Raw genomic sequence first — 14,996 nt, 5'->3', positions numbered from 1 at the left:
GCATGATGGCGGAGCAGCCGGCCGGCGGACAGGGCGCCGGCGACAGCCGCGACTCGCGCGGTGACCGCGACAGCCGCGGTCGGCGCGGCGACGGCGGTCGTGGGGGCCGCGACCGCGACGGCGACAAGAGCAACTACCTGGAGCGCGTCGTCGCCATCAACCGGGTCTCCAAGGTGGTCAAGGGCGGTCGGCGATTCAGCTTCACCGCACTGGTGATCGTCGGCGACGGCAACGGCATGGTCGGTGTCGGCTACGGCAAGGCCAAGGAAGTTCCCGCCGCCATCGCCAAGGGCGTGGAGGAGGCCCGCAAGGGCTTCTTCCGGGTGCCGCTGATCCGCGGGACCATCACCCACCCGGTGCAGGGCGAGGCGGCCGCCGGCGTGGTACTGCTGCGCCCGGCCAGCCCGGGTACCGGTGTGATCGCCGGCGGCGCCGCCCGCGCGGTGCTGGAATGCGCCGGGGTGCACGACATCCTGGCCAAATCGCTGGGCAGCGACAACGCCATCAACGTGGTGCACGCGACCGTGGCCGCGCTCAAGCTGCTGCAGCGGCCCGAGGAGGTGGCCGCGCGGCGCGGCCTGCCCATCGAGGACGTGGCGCCGGCCGGAATGCTCAAGGCGCGCCGGGAAAGTGACGCGCTGGCCAGTGCGGCGGCGGCGAGAGAGGCGGCGGCGCAATGAGTCAACTGAAGATCACCCAGGTGCGCAGCACCATCGGAGCCCGCTGGAAGCAGCGCGAGTCCCTGCGCACCCTGGGCCTGCGGCGGATCCGCCACTCGGTGATCCGCGAGGACAACCCGCAGACCCGCGGTCTGATCGCGGTGGTCAGCCACCTCGTCGAGGTGGCGCCGGCCGACGCGAGCTCCGCGGGCACCGGAGGTAGCAAGAAATGACGATCAAGCTGCACGACCTCAAGCCGGCGCGCGGATCGAAGACCCCCCGCACCCGGGTCGGCCGCGGTGAGGGCTCGAAGGGCAAGACCGCCGGCCGCGGCACCAAGGGCACCAAGGCCCGCAAGAACGTGCCGGTGACCTTCGAGGGTGGGCAGATGCCGATCCACATGCGGCTGCCCAAGCTCAAGGGATTCCGTAACCGGTTCCGCACCGAGTACGAGATCGTCAACGTCGGCGACATCAATCGCCTTTTCCCGCAAGGCGGTTCGGTCGGGGTGGACGAGCTGGTGGCCAAGGGCGCGGTCCGGCGCAACTCGCTGGTCAAGGTTCTCGGCGACGGCAAGCTGACCGTGAAGGTCGAGGTGTCCGCGCACAAGTTCAGCGGCAGCGCACGCGAGAAGATCACCGCCGCGGGCGGCTCGGTCACCGAGCTGTAGTCGGCCCGCGCGGCTAATTCAGCTGCGGAATCACTTCCGCGGCAAGGCGTTCCATCTGCTCGTGGTTCTCCGCGACATCGGCGCCGACGGGGTTCAGTAGCAGCGTCTGCGCCCCGGCGTCGATGACCTCGCGCAGCCCCCGGACCACGTCCCCGGGCGTGCCGGACACCGGCACGTCGGCCACGCCGGGCATCCGCCCGTAGATGCGGCTCAGCCCGGCCAGCACCCGCTCGCGGGCCCGCGCCGCGTCGTCGTCGACCGTCAGGTAAACCCTCTTGCCGATCGTGAATTCGGCCGGGTCTCTTTGCTGTTCGTCGAGTTCGCGGCGCAGCACGGCCACCGCCCCGGCGAACGCCTCGGTGGTCGACGAGCCCGCGCCCATGAACGCGTCGCCGTGCCGGACCGCGCGGGCCAGCGCCTTCGGCGCCAGCCCGCCGAACCAGATCGGCGGGTGCGGGCGCTGCACCGGCTTGGGCGCGATCGGCAGGTCGTCGACGTCGCGGAACCGCCCGTGAAACGTCACCCGCGGGTCGTCGGACCAAGCCGCCTTCATCAGCTTCAAGCCCTCGGTGAAATACGCGACGAAGGTGTCCTTGTCGACTCCGAAGGCGGCGAACTTGCGGGTGCCGCCGCCGGGTGCGACGCCAATGTCCAACCGGCCGTGGCTGAGTCGGTCCACGGCGGTGACCGCCGAGGCCAGCTGCAGCGGATCGTGCAGCGACGTCACCAACACCGCGACCCCCAGCCGCAGCCGCTCGGTGCAGGCCGCGCAGTAGGCGAGCAGCTCCAGCGGCGCCAGCAGCGGCGCCGGACCGATGATCTGCTCGAGCGCCCAGCCGCCCTCGAACCCGAGCTGCTCGGCGCGCGTCAAAAAGGAACGCAGCCCCGCCCCGTCGAAGCCGTCGTAGTCGAACTGGGGGATGGCGATGGAAAACCTCACCCGACCACCGTACGGCCGTTCGTCGGTAGTCTGCAGACATGTTCGCTGTGCTGTCCTCGATACCCGGCCTGTCCAAAGGCGCCGACGAGATCCGTGCCCTGGCCGGGCGCGTCGACACCGCCCGCCATCACGGCGTGCCCAACGGCTGTGTGCTCGAGCTGGATCTGCGGTCGATGCCGCCGGAGACGTCCGGCTTCGACCCGCTGGCGCTCGTCACCGGCGGCAGCCGGTCGGCATCGCTGCGCGACACGGTGGACGCCATCCACCGGGCGGCCGAGGACCCGCGGGTGGCCGGGCTGATCGCCCGGGTGCAGCTGGCGCCGTCGCCGTCGGCCGCGGTGCAGGAGCTGCGCGAGGCGATCGTCGCCTTCACCGCCGCCAAGCCGTCCCTGGCCTGGGCCGAGACCTATCCGGGCACGCTGTCGTACTACCTGGCGTCGGCGTTCGGCGAGATCTGGATGCAGCCCGGCGGCAGCGTCGGGCTGATCGGCTTCGCCAGCAACGCCACCTTCCTGCGCGACGCGCTCGACAAGGCCGGCATCGAGGCCCAATTCGTCGCCCGCGGCGAATACAAGTCCGCGGTAAACCGTTTCACCGAACACGGCTTCACCGAGGCGCACCGCGAGGCCGTTACCCGGATGCTGGACAGCGTCCAGGAACAGGTGTGGCAGGCGGTCGCCGAATCACGCAAGCTCGACACCGACGCGCTGGACGCGCTGGCCGACCGCGCGCCGCTGCTGCGCCAGGACGCGCTGGACTCCGGCCTGGTCGACCGGATCGGCTTCCGCGACCAGGCGTACGACCGGATCGCAGAACTCGTTGGCGTACAAGATGTTTCACCGGACACCGAGCCGCCCCGGCTGTATGTGTCGCGCTACGCCGGCGCGGCCCGGTCCCGGCTGTCCCCGCCGGTGCCCTCGCTACCGGGGCGCCGCCGCCCACCGACGGTGGCGGTCATCAACGTCGACGGCACCCTCGTCGACGGGCGCGGCGGGCCCCATTTCCTGCCGTTCGGCGCCGCCACCGTGGGCAGCGACACCATCGCGCCGGCGCTGCGGGAGGCCGCCGCCGACGATGCGGTGTCGGCGATCGTGCTGCGGGTCAACAGCCCCGGCGGCTCGGTCACCGCGTCGGAAACCCTTTGGCGCGAAGTGAAAAGGGCCCGTGAACGCGGCAAGCCGGTGGTGGCGTCGATGGGTGCGGTGGCCGCCTCCGGCGGCTACTACGTGTCGGTGGCCGCCGACGCGATCGTCGCCAACCCGGCAACGATCACCGGTTCGATCGGCGTCATCACCGGCAAGCTGGTGATCCGCGACCTGCTGGGGCGGCTGGGCGTCGGGTCGGACACCGTGCGCACCAACGCCAATGCCGACGCGTGGTCGATCGACGCGCCGTTCACCCCGGAGCAGCGCGCCCACCGCGAGGCCGAGGCCGACCTGGTGTACACCGACTTCGTGTCCCGGGTGGCCGAGGGCCGCAACCTGACCACGGACGCCGTCGAACGGGTGGCCCGGGGCCGGGTCTGGACGGGCGCCGACGCCCACGAGCGGGGGCTGGTCGACGAACTGGGCGGCTTTCGAATCGCGGTGCGGCGGGCCAAGATTCTCGCCGGGCTGGACGAGGACGCCGACGTGCGCATCGTCACCTATCCGAGCGGCTCGCTGCTGGACGTACTGCGGCCGCGGGCCTCGTCGCAACCGGCGGCGGTGTCGCTGCCCGACGCGCTGGGCGCCCTGACGGTCAAGATCCTGGGCGCGATCCTGGACAACGTCGAGCGGTCCTGCAGCGGCGCCAGCGCGCTGTGGCTGGGGCCGTCGCGGCTCTAACCGGTCCGCGTGGCGCTGATGAAGATGATCTCGCCGAGCGGGTCGTCGTGCTCGGGGGCGGGCACCTCGATGCCGTGCCGGTGGAACAGTTCGGTGCGGGTCACACCCTCGGCCCGCCACCCGAGGCCGTTCAGGTAATCGATGACGTGGTTGCGTTCGCCGGCGTAGACCAGCGACGCCATGTCGATGTCGACGCCGTGCTCCCGGAACGAGCCGGACATCTCCCGCACCCGCTCGGCGTCGAAATCCACGATGCCGGGCACGAATTCCGTGGCGATGGTGCTGCCCGGCGCGGACAGCGCGGTGATGTTGTCGAACAGCCGGTCCTGGGCCTCCGGCGGCAGATAGATCAGCAGGCCCTCGGCCAGCCAGGCCGTCGGCGCGGCCGGATCGAATCCGGCGGCGCTCAGCGCGGCGGGCCAGTCGCCGCGCAGATCGATGGGGATGGTGCGCCGGGTCGCGGTGGGCTCGGCACCGACCTCGGCCAGCGTGTTGCTCTTGAATTCGATCACCCGCGGCTGGTCGATCTCGTAGACCACCGTGCCCGCCGGCCACGGCAACCGGTAGGCGCGCGAATCCAGGCCGGAGACCAGGATCACCACCTGACGCACCCCGGCGTCGGTGGCGTCGACGAAGTAGTCGTCAAAGTACTTGGTGCGCACCGCCATTCCGTCGACCATCGACTGAATCCGCACCGGGGTGGCGTTCTCGATCGCATCCAGGTCGAGCTCGCCGTCCATCATCTTGGTGAAGAAGTCCACCCCGACCGCGCGCACCAGCGGCTCGGCGAACGGATCGTCGATCAGACCGCGGGGATCCTTGGTCGCCATGGCGCGTCCGGCCGCGACCATCGTTGCGGTGGCGCCGACGCTGGACGCCAGGTCCCACTCGTCGTCATGCGTGCGTGTCATCGCGAGCAACCTTAGCCGCGGCCACCGGTGAGGGTGGCGTCGACGTAGCTCATCTCTCCGAAGGTGGCCCTCATCTCGTCCTCGGGGAACTCGAAACCGTTGCGGGCGTACAACTGTCGGGCCGGATGCGGCGTCACCCGCCAGCCCTTGCCGGTGAGGTAGTCGGCGACGACGTTGCGCTCGCCCCGGTAGAACAGGTCTGCGGCGTTGAGGTTGAGACCGAGACGCTGCCAGCGCTCCGAGATGCGGGCCAACCGCTCGTCGGAGAACGCGTTGGGGTCCGGCACGTGCTCGGTGGCCAGCCTGCTGCCCGGCGCGGACAGGGCGGTGATGTTGTCGAACAACCGGTCCTGGGCCTCCGGCGGCAGATAGGGCAGCAGCCCCTCGGCGCTCCAGGCCGTCGGCCGGGTGACGTCGAAACCGCCTTCGCGCAGGGCCGCGGGCCAGTCGTCGCGCAGGTCGATGCTGATGGTGCGGCGCTCGGCGGTGGGGGCCGCGCCGAGGTTGGCCAGCGTGTCGGTCTTGAACGCGATGACCTGCGGCTGGTCGATCTCGTAGACCACCGTGCCGGCCGGCCAGGCCAGCCGGTAGGCCCGGGTGTCCAGGCCGGAGGCCAGGATCACCGCCTGGCGCAGCCCGCCCTCGGTGGCGTCGATGAAGAAGTCGTCGAAGAACCTGGTGCGCACCGTGATCTGCTCGGCCCGCGCCCGGCGGTTGAACAGCGGGTCGTCGGGGAAGTCGAGCTTGCCGTCGACGATGCGGATGAACGGATCCAGTCCCACCGCCCGCACCAGCGGTTCGGCCAGCGGATCGTCGAGCAGCGCGTCGGGTCCCTGCGACGCCACCGCGCGGGCGGCGGCGACCATGGTCGCCGTCGCTCCCACGCTCTGCGCCGGACCCCAGGTGTCGCCGTCGGTGCGTCCCTCACTCATAGATCCCCCAGGTGTAGAGCATCTCACCCATCCGGGTGTCGTCGTCATCGAGCGGGTCAAGTCCGTTGGCCGCGAACAGATCCCGGATGGTGACGCTGTTCAGCCGCCAACCGTGGCCGGCCAGATACGGGGCGGCCTCGTTGCGCTCGCCGAAGTAGACCAGTCCGGCCATGTCGAGGTCGAACCCGTGCGCGCGCCAGCGCTGCGAGATCGCCTGCATGCGTTCCTTGAGCTTCTCCTCCTCGCCGGGCGCGGGGTTGGGCGCGCTCTCGGTGGCCAGCCGGCTACCGGGCGCGGACAGCTCGGTGATGGTGTCCAGCAGCCGGTCCTGCGCCTCCGGCGGCAGGTAGCCGAGCAGCCCCTCGGCGCTCCACGCGGTCGGCCGGGTCGGGTCGAACCCGGCGGCGCGCAGCGCGGCGGGCCAGTCGTCGCGCAGGTCGACGGCCACCACCCGGCGCTCGGCCGTGGGCGCGGCGCCCAGCTGCGCCAGCGCCGTGGTTTTGAAGTCGATGACCTGCGGCTGGTCCACCTCGTAGACCACCGTGCCGGCCGGCCAGGCCAGCCGGTAGGCGCGCGCGTCCAGCCCGGAGGCCAGGATCACCACCTGCGCGATGCCGGCCTTGGTCGCGTTCAGGAAGAACTCGTCGAAGAACTTGGTGCGCACGGCCATGTTGTCGGCCATCCGCGACATCGCCCCGGCCGACCCGGCGGCGCCGTCGTGCACGTCGTTCAGCTCGGCCGGGTCCAGCTCGCCGCCCGCCAGCCGGGACAGCAGGTCCACGCCGACCGCCTTGACCAGCGGTTCGGCGAACGGGTCGTTGATCAGCGGGTTGTCCGCCCGGGTGGCCATCGCGCGGGCCGCCGCGACCATGGTCGCGGTCACCCCCACGCTGGAGGCCAGGTCCCAGGTGTCGCCCTCGTACCTGGTGGAAGTCATGTGCGCACCCCTATCGGAGATCGTCGAGGTAGTAGCCAAGCTAATATTTAGCCGATATAACAAGCTGCTCCCACTGTACGCTTCCCGCGATTCGCGGCAACCTTTACTGATGACGTACGCGGGCAAGCGGGTGGTGATCGCCGGGGCGGCGGCGCCATGAAGGCACTGGTCTATGGCGTCGCGCCGGAGCCCGTCGCGGTGCCCGACGACGCCAACCCGCTGGTCCAGAACCTGGCCCGCACCCCGACCGGGCTGCGCGACGTGCCGGAACCCGTGCTGCCGCACGAGGATTGGGTGCTCACCCGGCCGCGGCTGACCGGCATCTGCGGGTCGGACGCCAAGCAGATCCTGATGGACTTCGGCGAGGGCGACGCCGACAACGCCATGTCCGCCTTCTGCTCGTTCCCGCAAGTCATGGGCCACGAGGTGGTGGCCGACGTGGTGGCGCTGGGACCCGGGGCGCGGGGGTTGGCGGTGGGGCAGCGGGTGGTGCTCAACCCGTGGCTGTCCTGCGGGCCGCGCGGCATCCAACCGCCCTGCCCCGCATGCGAAGCCGGCGACTACAGCCTGTGCTGGAGCTTCGCCGACGGCGACCTCAAACCCGGCATCCACACCGGCGTCTCGGCCGACGTGACCGGCGGCTACGCCGAGCTGATGCCGGCCCACGACAGCATGCTGTTCGCGGTGCCGGAGCGGGTCCCCGACGAGATGGCCGTGTTCGCCGACCCGTTCTCGGTGTCGCTGCACGCGATCACGCGCCACCCGCCGCCCCGCTCGGGGCGGGCGCTGGTGTACGGCGCCGGCTCGCTCGGGCTGTGCGCGGTGGCGATCCTGCGGGCGCTCTACCCGGAGGTCGCCGTGGCCGTGGTGGCCCGCTTCGACGCCCAGGCGGAGCTGGCCCGGCGCTTCGGCGCCGCCAAAGTCGTTGCGCACGAACCGCGTACGGCCGTCATCGAAGAACTGGTCGGCTGGGGCGGTGGCCGGCTGCGCCGGCCGCTGCTGGGTCTGCCGATGGCCCACCCCGGCGCGGTCGACGTCGTCTACGACACCGTCGGCAAACCCGAGACGTTAGAGGTCGCCGTCCGCCTGCTGCGGTCGCGGGGCACCCTGGTGAAGGCCGGTGTGCACGCGCCCGAGCGCTGGGAGGACAGCCCCTTGTATTTCAAGGAGATCGCGTTGGTCGGCTCCAACGCCTTCGGGGTCGAGGAGGTCGACGGGCAGCGCCGGCACGCCATCGCGCACTACCTCGACCTGGCCGCGGCGGGGCGGGTGGACCTGCGCCCGATGCTCACCCACACGTTCACGCTGGACCGCTGGCGCGACGCGTTCCATGCCCTGGCCGACCAGGGCCGGACCGGCGCGGTGAAGGTGGCGTTCGACCAGCGTTAGCCCAGCGCGCCAGGGGATCCGAGGCGTCAGGGGTTGGCGCGCAGATAGCCGTACACCGCGGCGAAGTTGCGGTTGACGTCCTCGGGAATTGGCACCGGACCGCCGAGAGCCCTTGCGCCCCAGACGATTTGGGCGGTCCGCTCCACCAGCGCGGTGATGTGCAGGACCTTGTCGGGCCGCGGGCCCACCGCCACCAGGCCGTGGTTGGCGATCAGGGCGGCGCCGCGGCCCTGCAGCGCCTTGACCGCGTTGGCGCCGACGTCGGGGGAGCCGGAGGCGGCGTACTCGGCGCAGCGCACGTCGCCGCCGCAATACACCGCGAACTCGTCGATGCACGCCGGAATCGATTGGTGCGCAATGGCGAACATGGTCGCCCACACCGGATGGCTGTGGATGACGCAGCCGATGTCGTCGAACGCGGCGAAGCAGGCCAGGTGCAGCTGCATCTCCGTGGACGGCGAGCGGCCCTGCGCGGCCTGCAGCACCGAACCGGCGGGGTCGATCAGCACCAGGTCGTCGAGCTGCATGTCGCGGTAGTCCACCGATGATGGCGTGATGACGATGTTGCCGTCGGAGCGGCGCGCCGAGATGTTGCCGGCGGTGCCCTCCACCAGGCCGCGGCGCAGCATGTCCTTGGCGGCGTCCAGCACCGCCTGTTCCGGGTCGTCGACGAACTTCATCGGGCCAACACCTCCGGGTTGACGATGTGGGCGGGCGTCGCGCCGGCCAGCAGCGCTTCCAGGTCGTCGGCCACCAGCTGCGCCTGCCGGGCCTCAGTGTTCCACGTGGCCCCGCCGATGTGCGGGGTCAGCACCACGTTCGGCATGCCGACCAGCGGGTGATCGGTCGGCAGCCACTCACCGACGAAGTGGTCCAGCCCGGCGGCGGCCACCTTGCCGGCGCGCAGCGCCTCGACCAGCGCGTCGGTGTCGTGCAGCTGGGCGCGGGCGGTGTTGAGGAAGACCACGCCGTCGCGCATGGCCGCGAACTGCTCGGCGCCGATCATGCCGGTGGTCTCGTCGGTGACCGGGGCGTGCAGCGACACCACGTCGGACTCGGCCAGCAGCTCGTCCAGACCGTGCCGGGCCTCGGGGTGGTAGGGGTCGTGCGCGATGACCCGCAGACCCAGCCCGCTCAGCCGCCACCGGGTGGCGCGGCCGACCGCGCCCAGGCCCACCAGCCCCGCGGTCAGGCCCGCGATCTCGCCGCCGCGGAACCGCTGATACGGGATGCTGCCGTCGCGAAAGATGTTGCCGCCGCGCACATCCGCGTCGGCGGGCAGCAGGTGACGGGTGGCGGCCAGCAGCAGCGCCACGGTCATCTCGGCGACGGCGTCGGCGTTGCGGCCCGGGGTGTTCAGCACCGGGATGCCCGCCGCGGTGGCGCCGTCGATGTCGACGTTGTTGGGGTCGCCGCGCGTCGCGGCGATCGCGCGCACACCGAGCTCGAACACCGGGCCGCGCACCGAATCGCTTTCCACCACCACGATTTCGGCTTCCTCGGCCGCGATCCGCTCGGCCAGCTGCTCGGCGCTGTAGATGCGCAACGGGCGCTGCTCGATCCAGGGGTCGTAGACCACCTCGGCCAGCGCCCGCAGTTTGTCCAGGCCCGGCCCGCGCAGCGGGGCGGTCACCAAGGCGCGCGGTTTGGACGTCACGCCTGCCAATGCTGGCGTACGGTGACGCCCGTGTCACGCAAGGACGTCACAATCGGCATCGACGTCGGCAGCACCGCGGTCAAGGCGTTAGCCGCCGACGCCGACGGCCGGGTCATGGCCCGCGTGCGCATCCCGCACGAACTGCGGATACCGGCACCCGACCGGCTCGAGCACGACGCCGAGGCGGCGTGGCGGCGTGGCCCGTCGGCCGCCTTGGACGAACTGCTGCACCAGCCCGGCGTCGCGGCGGTGGCGGTCGCGGCCATGGTGCCGTCGATGACGGCGGTCGACGACTCCGGCACGCCGATCACCCCGGGACTGCTCTACGGCGACGGCCGGGGCCGCACCCCGGGCGGCCCGCAAAACCAGCCGCTGCCCGCGCTGGGCGAGGCCGCCGAGTTCCTGCGCTGGACGGCGGCCCGCGCTCCCGGTGCCGCCGGCTACTGGCCGGCGCCCGCGGTGGCCAACCACGCGCTGGCCGGCCAGGCGGTGATCGACGTCGCCACCGCCGCCACCGCCTTCCCGTTGTTCGACGGGACCGGCTGGGACGCCGCCGCGTGCGCCGAGCGCGGCGCGCGCGTCGAGCAGATGCCGCGGGTGCACAGCATGGGCGCCGTCGTCGGGCAGTTGCCGGGCGGCGCGGCGCTGGCCACCGGCGCTATCGACGCGCTGTGCGAACAGCTCGTGGCCGGCGCCGACCGCGACGGCGACGTGCTGGTGATGTGCGGCACCACGCTGATCGTGTGGGCCACCATTTCCCAGGCCCGGCAGATGCCCGGGCTGTGGACCATCCCGCACACCACGCCGGGCAAGAGCCAGATCGGCGGCGCCAGCAACGCCGGCGGGCTGTTCCTCGGCTGGGTGGATCGCGTTGTGGCACAAGCGGATCCGGCATCCGCCCAGCCCGGGCGGGTGCCGGTGTTCGCGCCCTACCTGCGTGGCGAGCGCAGCCCGTTCCACGACCCGGACCGCCGCGGCGTGCTCGAGGCGCTGGACCTGACCCACGACGCCGCCGCGCTGCGCCGGGCCGCCTACGAGGCGTCCGGGTTCGTGGTGCGCCAGCTCATCGAGCTGTCCGGCGCGCCGGTGTCGCGCATCGTGGCCACCGGCGGCGGCACCCGGGTGGGGCCGTGGCTGCAGGCCATCGCCGATGCCACCGGGCACCCGGTCGAGGTGTCCGCGGTGGCCGAGGGCGCCGCGCTGGGCGCCGCGTTCCTGGCCAGGATGGCCGCCGGCCTGGAGACCACCCTCACCGACGCCGCGCGCTGGGTGCGCACCGAGCGCGTCGTCGAGCCCGACCCGGCCTGGGCCGCCCCGGTGCAGGACCGCTACCAACGGTTCCTGGAGTTGGGAAACCGCCCGTGTCCCGCGGTTGTGGCGCGGTAGCCGCACCGGCGTTCTAGGCTGGTGCAATGACCGACCAGGACCGCAAAGCCGCCCGCCGGGAAATCGCCGATGCCCTGTTGAAAGCGCTGGAACGACGGCATGAAATCGCCGACGTGGTGGTGGAATCGGAGAACAAGGCGGCCGCGGTGGAGGCGATCGTGCGCTGCTGGACACCTCGCACCTGGCCGCCGAGGCGGTGATGGGCATGTCGTTCGATCAGCTCACCATCGACTCGCGGCGCAAGATCCTGGCCGAACTCGAGGACCTGAACAAGCAGCTGAGCTTCACCGTGGGCGAGCGCCCGGCCAGCTCGGGCGAGACCCTGGAGCTGCGCCCGTTCTCGGCCACCGAGGACCGCGACATCTTCGCCGCCCGCACCCAGGACATGGGCTCGGCCGGCGACGGATCCGGCGGGCCCGCCGGCGACCTCGACGACGAGATCCGCGCGGCGACGGCCCGCCTCGACGACGAGGAGGCCGCCTGGTTCGTCGCCGTCGATTCCGGTCAGAAGGTCGGCATGGTGTTCGGCGAGCTGCTCAATGGCGAGGTCAACGTGCGGATCTGGATCCACCCCGATTTCCGCAAGCGGGGTTACGGCACCGCCGCGCTGCGCAAGTCGCGCACCGAGATGGCGTGGTGTTTCCCCGCCGTCCCGCTGGTCGTCCGGGCGCCCGCCGCCAAACCCGCCTGACGGTCAGCCCAACTCGGCGCTCACGGCGACGATGTTGGGGAACTGCGCCGTCTCGTCGTCCTCGGGGTAGGCCAGGCCGTAGTCGTCGAACAGGTCCCGGCGTGGCCGGGCGCTGACCCGCCATCCGCGCCCGGTCAGGTACTCGACGACGTTGCTGCGCTCGCCGTCGAAGAACAGCCCGGACAGGTCGATGTCGCAGCCCACCCTGGCCCACCGGTCGTTGAACTCCTGCGCGCGCTGCGCCATCGTCGTGCCGGTGGCGTCCGGGTGATATTCGGTGGCCAGCCGGCTGCCGGGCGCGCTCAGGGCGGTGATGTTGTCGAACAGCCGGTCCTGTGCCTCCGGCGGCAGGTACATCAGCAGGCCCTCCGCGCTCCACGACGTCGCCTGTGTCACATCAAAACCGTTGGCGCGCAATGCTTCCGGCCAGTCCTCACGCAGGTCGATGCTGACCGTGCGCAGCTGCGCGGCCGGGCGGGCGTCCAGCGCCGCCATGGTGTTGGTCTTGAACTCCACCACCTTGGGCTGGTCGACCTCGTACACCACGGCGCCGGCCGGCCAGTCCAGCCGGTAGGCGCGGGCGTCCAGCCCGGCGGCCAGGATCACCGACTGGCGGATTCCGTCCCGGGCGGCGCCGGTGAAGAAGTCGTCGAAAAATCGGGTGCGCACCGCGATCGAATCCGTCTCCAGCTGCAGGTCGCGTTCCCCGCGTTGCGGATCCGCGGGCGCCACCTCGCCGTCGACCAGGCGGCGGAAGAAATCCAGGCCCACCGCCCGCACCAACGGCGCGGCGAACGGGTCGTTGATGATCGGGCGCTCGCCCGTGCTGGCCAGCGCGCGGGCCGCGGCCACCATCGTCGCCGTCGCGCCCACGCTCGAGGCCAGGTCCCAACTGTCTTGGTCGGTGCGTGTCATGCTGCTCCCAAGTTACTTAGCAAATGCAACGATTCATCCGCACTGTACGCCCCGCGGCTTACGGCTTCCTGGAAAGGCCCTGACCGGACCCGGCCGGACCAGCTGTTAGTCTCGTACACGGTTTGACGCGCTGTAATTGAGTCGGGCCGTACGTCCTGGCCTGCGGGTGTTGGGCGCGTGATGCAGGAAATCCCGGCTGCGCAGGAGGAAGAGTTGCTTTCGGCTTTCATCTCATCGCTGCGGACAGTCGACCTGAGACGGAAGATCCTCTTCACGCTGGGTATCGTCGTCCTGTACCGGGTCGGGGCCGCGTTGCCGTCCCCGGGCGTCAACTACCCCAACGTCCAGCAGTGCATCAAGGAAGCCAGCGGCGGCGCGGCCGGGCAGATCTACTCGCTGATCAACCTGTTCTCCGGCGGCGCGTTGCTCAAACTCACCGTGTTCGCCGTCGGGGTGATGCCCTACATCACCGCCAGCATCATCGTGCAGCTGCTCACCGTCGTCATCCCGCGCTTCGAGGAACTGCGCAAGGAAGGCCAGTCCGGTCAGGCCAAGATGACGCAGTACACCCGCTACCTGGCCATCGCGCTGGCCATCCTGCAGGCCACCAGCATCGTGGCGCTGGCCGCCAACGGCGGGCTGCTGCAGGGCTGCTCACTGGACATCATCGCCGACCAATCCATCTTCACCCTCGTCGTCATCGTGCTGGTGATGACGGCCGGCGCGGCGCTGGTGATGTGGATGGGCGAGCTGATCACCGAGCGCGGCATCGGCAACGGCATGTCCCTGCTGATCTTCGTCGGTATCGCGGCGCGCATCCCCGCCGAGGGCAAGACCATCCTGGACAGCCGCGGCGGCATGATCTTCGCCGCCGTGCTGGTGGCCGCGCTGATCATCATCGTCGGCGTGGTGTTCGTCGAACAGGGGCAGCGCCGCATCCCGGTGCAGTACGCCAAGCGGATGGTGGGCCGGCGCATGTACGGCGGCACCTCGACGTACCTGCCGCTCAAGGTCAACCAGGCCGGCGTCATCCCGGTGATCTTCGCGTCCTCGCTGATCTACATCCCGCACCTGATCACCCAGCTGATCCGCAGCGGCAGCGGCGGCGTCGGCAACAGCTGGTGGGACAAGTTCGTCGGCAGCTACCTGTCCGACCCCAGCGACCCGGTCTACATCGGCATCTACTTCGGGCTGATCATCTTCTTCACGTACTTCTACGTGTCCATCACGTTCAACCCCGACGAGCGCGCCGACGAGATGAAGAAGTTCGGCGGCTTCATCCCCGGCATCCGGCCGGGCAAGCCCACCGCGGATTACCTGCGTTACGTGCTGAGCCGGATCACCTTGCCCGGCTCCATCTACCTGGGTGCGATCTCGGTGCTGCCCAACCTGTTCCTGCAGATCGGCAACGGCGGGGCGGTGCAGAACCTGCCGTTCGGCGGTACCGCGGTCTTGATCATGATCGGCGTGGGCTTGGATACGGTCAAGCAGATCGAGAGTCAGCTCATGCAGCGCAACTATGAAGGGTTCCTCAAGTGAGAGTCGTTTTGCTGGGGCCGCCGGGAGCGGGCAAGGGGACGCAGGCCCAGAAGCTCTCCGAGAAGCTCGGGATCCCGCAGATCTCCACCGGTGAGCTGTTCCGCAGCAACATCGAGAACGGGACCAAGCTGGGGCTGGAGGCCAAGCGCTACCTGGACGCCGGCGACCTGGTGCCCGCGGAGCTGACCAACCAGCTCGTCGACGACCGGCTCAGCGAGCCGGACGCCGCCAACGGTTTCATCCTGGACGGGTTTCCCCGATCGTTGCAGCAGGCCAAGGCGCTGCACGAGATGCTGGAACGCCGCGGCACCGACATCGACGCGGTGCTGGAGTTCCGGGTGTCCCAGGACGAGCTGCTGGCGCGGCTCAAGGCGCGCGGCCGGGCCGACGACACCGACGAGGTGATCCTGAACCGGATGAAGGTGTACCGCGACGAGACGGCGCCGCTGCTGGACTACTACCGCGACCAGCTCAAGACGGTCGACGCCGTCGGCACCCTGGACGAGGTGTTCGCCCGGGCGCTGCGCGCGCTGGGCAAGTAGGG

At 70.9% G+C, this 14,996-nt stretch carries 15 protein-coding genes and 1 pseudogene; 9 read left to right on the top strand and 7 right to left on the bottom strand.

Features of this window, described 5'->3' with window-relative positions; translation table 11 throughout:
* The first annotated feature begins 5 nt into the window (after positions 1-5).
* The 3 genes from rpsE to rplO are packed head-to-tail and all read left to right on the top strand — an operon-like array spanning position 6 to position 1,329.
* Positions 6-680: a 30S ribosomal protein S5 gene (gene rpsE / locus MAA44156_RS19340; RefSeq protein ID WP_003873495.1), complete on the top strand. Its 675-nt coding sequence runs from the start codon at positions 6-8 to the stop codon at positions 678-680.
* Positions 677-892, top strand: coding sequence for a 50S ribosomal protein L30 (gene rpmD, locus MAA44156_RS19335; protein ID WP_003873494.1), 216 nt, complete (start codon positions 677-679; stop codon positions 890-892). Before rpsE ends, rpmD begins: the two co-directional genes overlap by 4 nt.
* Entirely contained in the window at positions 889-1,329 is a 441-nt protein-coding gene (gene rplO, locus MAA44156_RS19330; RefSeq protein WP_003873493.1) for a 50S ribosomal protein L15, read from the top strand. Before rpmD ends, rplO begins: the two co-directional genes overlap by 4 nt.
* A gap of 13 nt (positions 1,330-1,342) precedes the next feature.
* Here rplO and MAA44156_RS19325 read toward each other — a convergent pair whose 3' ends face one another.
* Positions 1,343-2,269, bottom strand: a complete 927-nt coding sequence (locus tag MAA44156_RS19325) for an LLM class flavin-dependent oxidoreductase (protein ID WP_009979056.1) — start codon at positions 2,267-2,269, stop codon at positions 1,343-1,345.
* Positions 2,270-2,307: 38 nt separating this feature from the next.
* Between MAA44156_RS19325 and sppA the strand changes: the two genes are divergently transcribed.
* Positions 2,308-4,095, top strand: a complete 1,788-nt coding sequence (gene sppA / locus MAA44156_RS19320) for a signal peptide peptidase SppA (RefSeq protein ID WP_009979055.1) — start codon at positions 2,308-2,310, stop codon at positions 4,093-4,095.
* Here sppA and MAA44156_RS19315 read toward each other — a convergent pair.
* Genes MAA44156_RS19315 through MAA44156_RS19305 form a run of 3 tightly spaced genes read right to left on the bottom strand, consistent with a single transcriptional unit; the run spans position 4,092 to position 6,875 of the window.
* Positions 4,092-5,006 (bottom strand): class I SAM-dependent methyltransferase, encoded by a 915-nt coding sequence (locus MAA44156_RS19315; RefSeq protein ID WP_009979054.1) that lies wholly within the window; start codon positions 5,004-5,006, stop codon positions 4,092-4,094. The genes sppA and MAA44156_RS19315 overlap by 4 nt on opposite strands.
* An 11-nt stretch (positions 5,007-5,017) precedes the next feature.
* On the bottom strand, positions 5,018-5,938 hold the full coding sequence (locus MAA44156_RS19310; RefSeq protein WP_009979053.1) for a class I SAM-dependent methyltransferase: 921 nt from the start codon (positions 5,936-5,938) through the stop codon (positions 5,018-5,020).
* Positions 5,931-6,875 carry a class I SAM-dependent methyltransferase gene (locus MAA44156_RS19305; RefSeq protein ID WP_011726069.1) on the bottom strand — a complete coding sequence of 315 codons (945 nt, stop codon included), beginning with the start codon at positions 6,873-6,875 and terminating at the stop codon, positions 5,931-5,933. Before MAA44156_RS19305 ends, MAA44156_RS19310 begins: the two co-directional genes overlap by 8 nt.
* A 156-nt stretch (positions 6,876-7,031) precedes the next feature.
* On the opposite strand from MAA44156_RS19305, the gene MAA44156_RS19295 reads away from it, so the two are divergent.
* Positions 7,032-8,264 (top strand): zinc-dependent alcohol dehydrogenase, encoded by a 1,233-nt coding sequence (locus tag MAA44156_RS19295; RefSeq protein WP_009979047.1) that lies wholly within the window; start codon positions 7,032-7,034, stop codon positions 8,262-8,264.
* A gap of 26 nt (positions 8,265-8,290) precedes the next feature.
* On the opposite strand, the gene MAA44156_RS19290 is transcribed toward MAA44156_RS19295, so the two are convergent.
* Positions 8,291-8,944, bottom strand: a complete 654-nt coding sequence (locus tag MAA44156_RS19290) for an L-fuculose-phosphate aldolase (protein WP_009979046.1) — start codon at positions 8,942-8,944, stop codon at positions 8,291-8,293.
* Positions 8,941-9,921, bottom strand: a complete 981-nt coding sequence (locus tag MAA44156_RS19285; RefSeq protein WP_009979044.1) for an NAD(P)-dependent oxidoreductase — start codon at positions 9,919-9,921, stop codon at positions 8,941-8,943. Before MAA44156_RS19285 ends, MAA44156_RS19290 begins: the two co-directional genes overlap by 4 nt.
* 30 nt (positions 9,922-9,951) lie before the next feature.
* On the opposite strand from MAA44156_RS19285, the gene MAA44156_RS19280 reads away from it, so the two are divergent.
* Complete coding sequence (locus tag MAA44156_RS19280) at positions 9,952-11,307, top strand: xylulokinase (RefSeq protein ID WP_011726067.1); 1,356 nt, start codon at positions 9,952-9,954, stop codon at positions 11,305-11,307.
* A 26-nt stretch (positions 11,308-11,333) separates the two neighbouring features.
* Positions 11,334-11,998 (top strand): annotated as a pseudogene (locus tag MAA44156_RS19275) (GNAT family N-acetyltransferase).
* Between the two features lie 3 nt (positions 11,999-12,001).
* On the opposite strand, the gene MAA44156_RS19270 reads toward MAA44156_RS19275, so the two are convergent.
* The gene (locus tag MAA44156_RS19270; protein WP_009979041.1) at positions 12,002-12,913 is read right to left on the bottom strand and encodes a class I SAM-dependent methyltransferase; all 912 of its coding nucleotides are present in this window, start codon (positions 12,911-12,913) and stop codon (positions 12,002-12,004) included.
* Positions 12,914-13,126: 213 nt separating this feature from the next.
* On the opposite strand from MAA44156_RS19270, the gene secY reads away from it, so the two are divergent.
* Together secY and MAA44156_RS19260 are read left to right on the top strand one after the other, a co-directional pair.
* Positions 13,127-14,452 (top strand): preprotein translocase subunit SecY, encoded by a 1,326-nt coding sequence (gene secY, locus MAA44156_RS19265; RefSeq protein WP_003879461.1) that lies wholly within the window; start codon positions 13,127-13,129, stop codon positions 14,450-14,452.
* A complete protein-coding gene (locus MAA44156_RS19260; RefSeq protein WP_003873479.1) occupies positions 14,449-14,994 on the top strand; it encodes an adenylate kinase in 546 nt (181 codons plus the stop codon). Before secY ends, MAA44156_RS19260 begins: the two co-directional genes overlap by 4 nt.
* The last annotated feature ends 2 nt before the right edge of the window (positions 14,995-14,996 follow it).

It is taken from the genome of Mycobacterium avium subsp. avium (assembly GCF_009741445.1).
Classification (GTDB): domain Bacteria; phylum Actinomycetota; class Actinomycetes; order Mycobacteriales; family Mycobacteriaceae; genus Mycobacterium; species Mycobacterium avium.
Note: the sequence above shows the minus strand (reverse complement) of the source record. Positions and strands in the feature narration are given on the sequence as shown.

What these genes read in the sequence shown, in the direction of transcription:
- rpsE (WP_003873495.1), top strand. Translation starts at nt 6, where the DNA reads ATGGCGGAGCAGCCGGCCGGCGGACAGGGCGCCGGCGACAGCCGCGAC.
- rpmD (WP_003873494.1), top strand. Translation starts at nt 677, where the DNA reads ATGAGTCAACTGAAGATCACCCAGGTGCGCAGCACCATCGGAGCCCGC.
- rplO (WP_003873493.1), top strand. Translation starts at nt 889, where the DNA reads ATGACGATCAAGCTGCACGACCTCAAGCCGGCGCGCGGATCGAAGACC.
- sppA (WP_009979055.1), top strand. Translation starts at nt 2,308, where the DNA reads ATGTTCGCTGTGCTGTCCTCGATACCCGGCCTGTCCAAAGGCGCCGAC.
- MAA44156_RS19315 (WP_009979054.1), bottom strand. Translation starts at nt 5,006, where the DNA reads ATGACACGCACGCATGACGACGAGTGGGACCTGGCGTCCAGCGTCGGC.
- MAA44156_RS19310 (WP_009979053.1), bottom strand. Translation starts at nt 5,938, where the DNA reads ATGAGTGAGGGACGCACCGACGGCGACACCTGGGGTCCGGCGCAGAGC.
- MAA44156_RS19305 (WP_011726069.1), bottom strand. Translation starts at nt 6,875, where the DNA reads ATGACTTCCACCAGGTACGAGGGCGACACCTGGGACCTGGCCTCCAGC.
- MAA44156_RS19295 (WP_009979047.1), top strand. Translation starts at nt 7,032, where the DNA reads ATGAAGGCACTGGTCTATGGCGTCGCGCCGGAGCCCGTCGCGGTGCCC.
- MAA44156_RS19290 (WP_009979046.1), bottom strand. Translation starts at nt 8,944, where the DNA reads ATGAAGTTCGTCGACGACCCGGAACAGGCGGTGCTGGACGCCGCCAAG.
- MAA44156_RS19270 (WP_009979041.1), bottom strand. Translation starts at nt 12,913, where the DNA reads ATGACACGCACCGACCAAGACAGTTGGGACCTGGCCTCGAGCGTGGGC.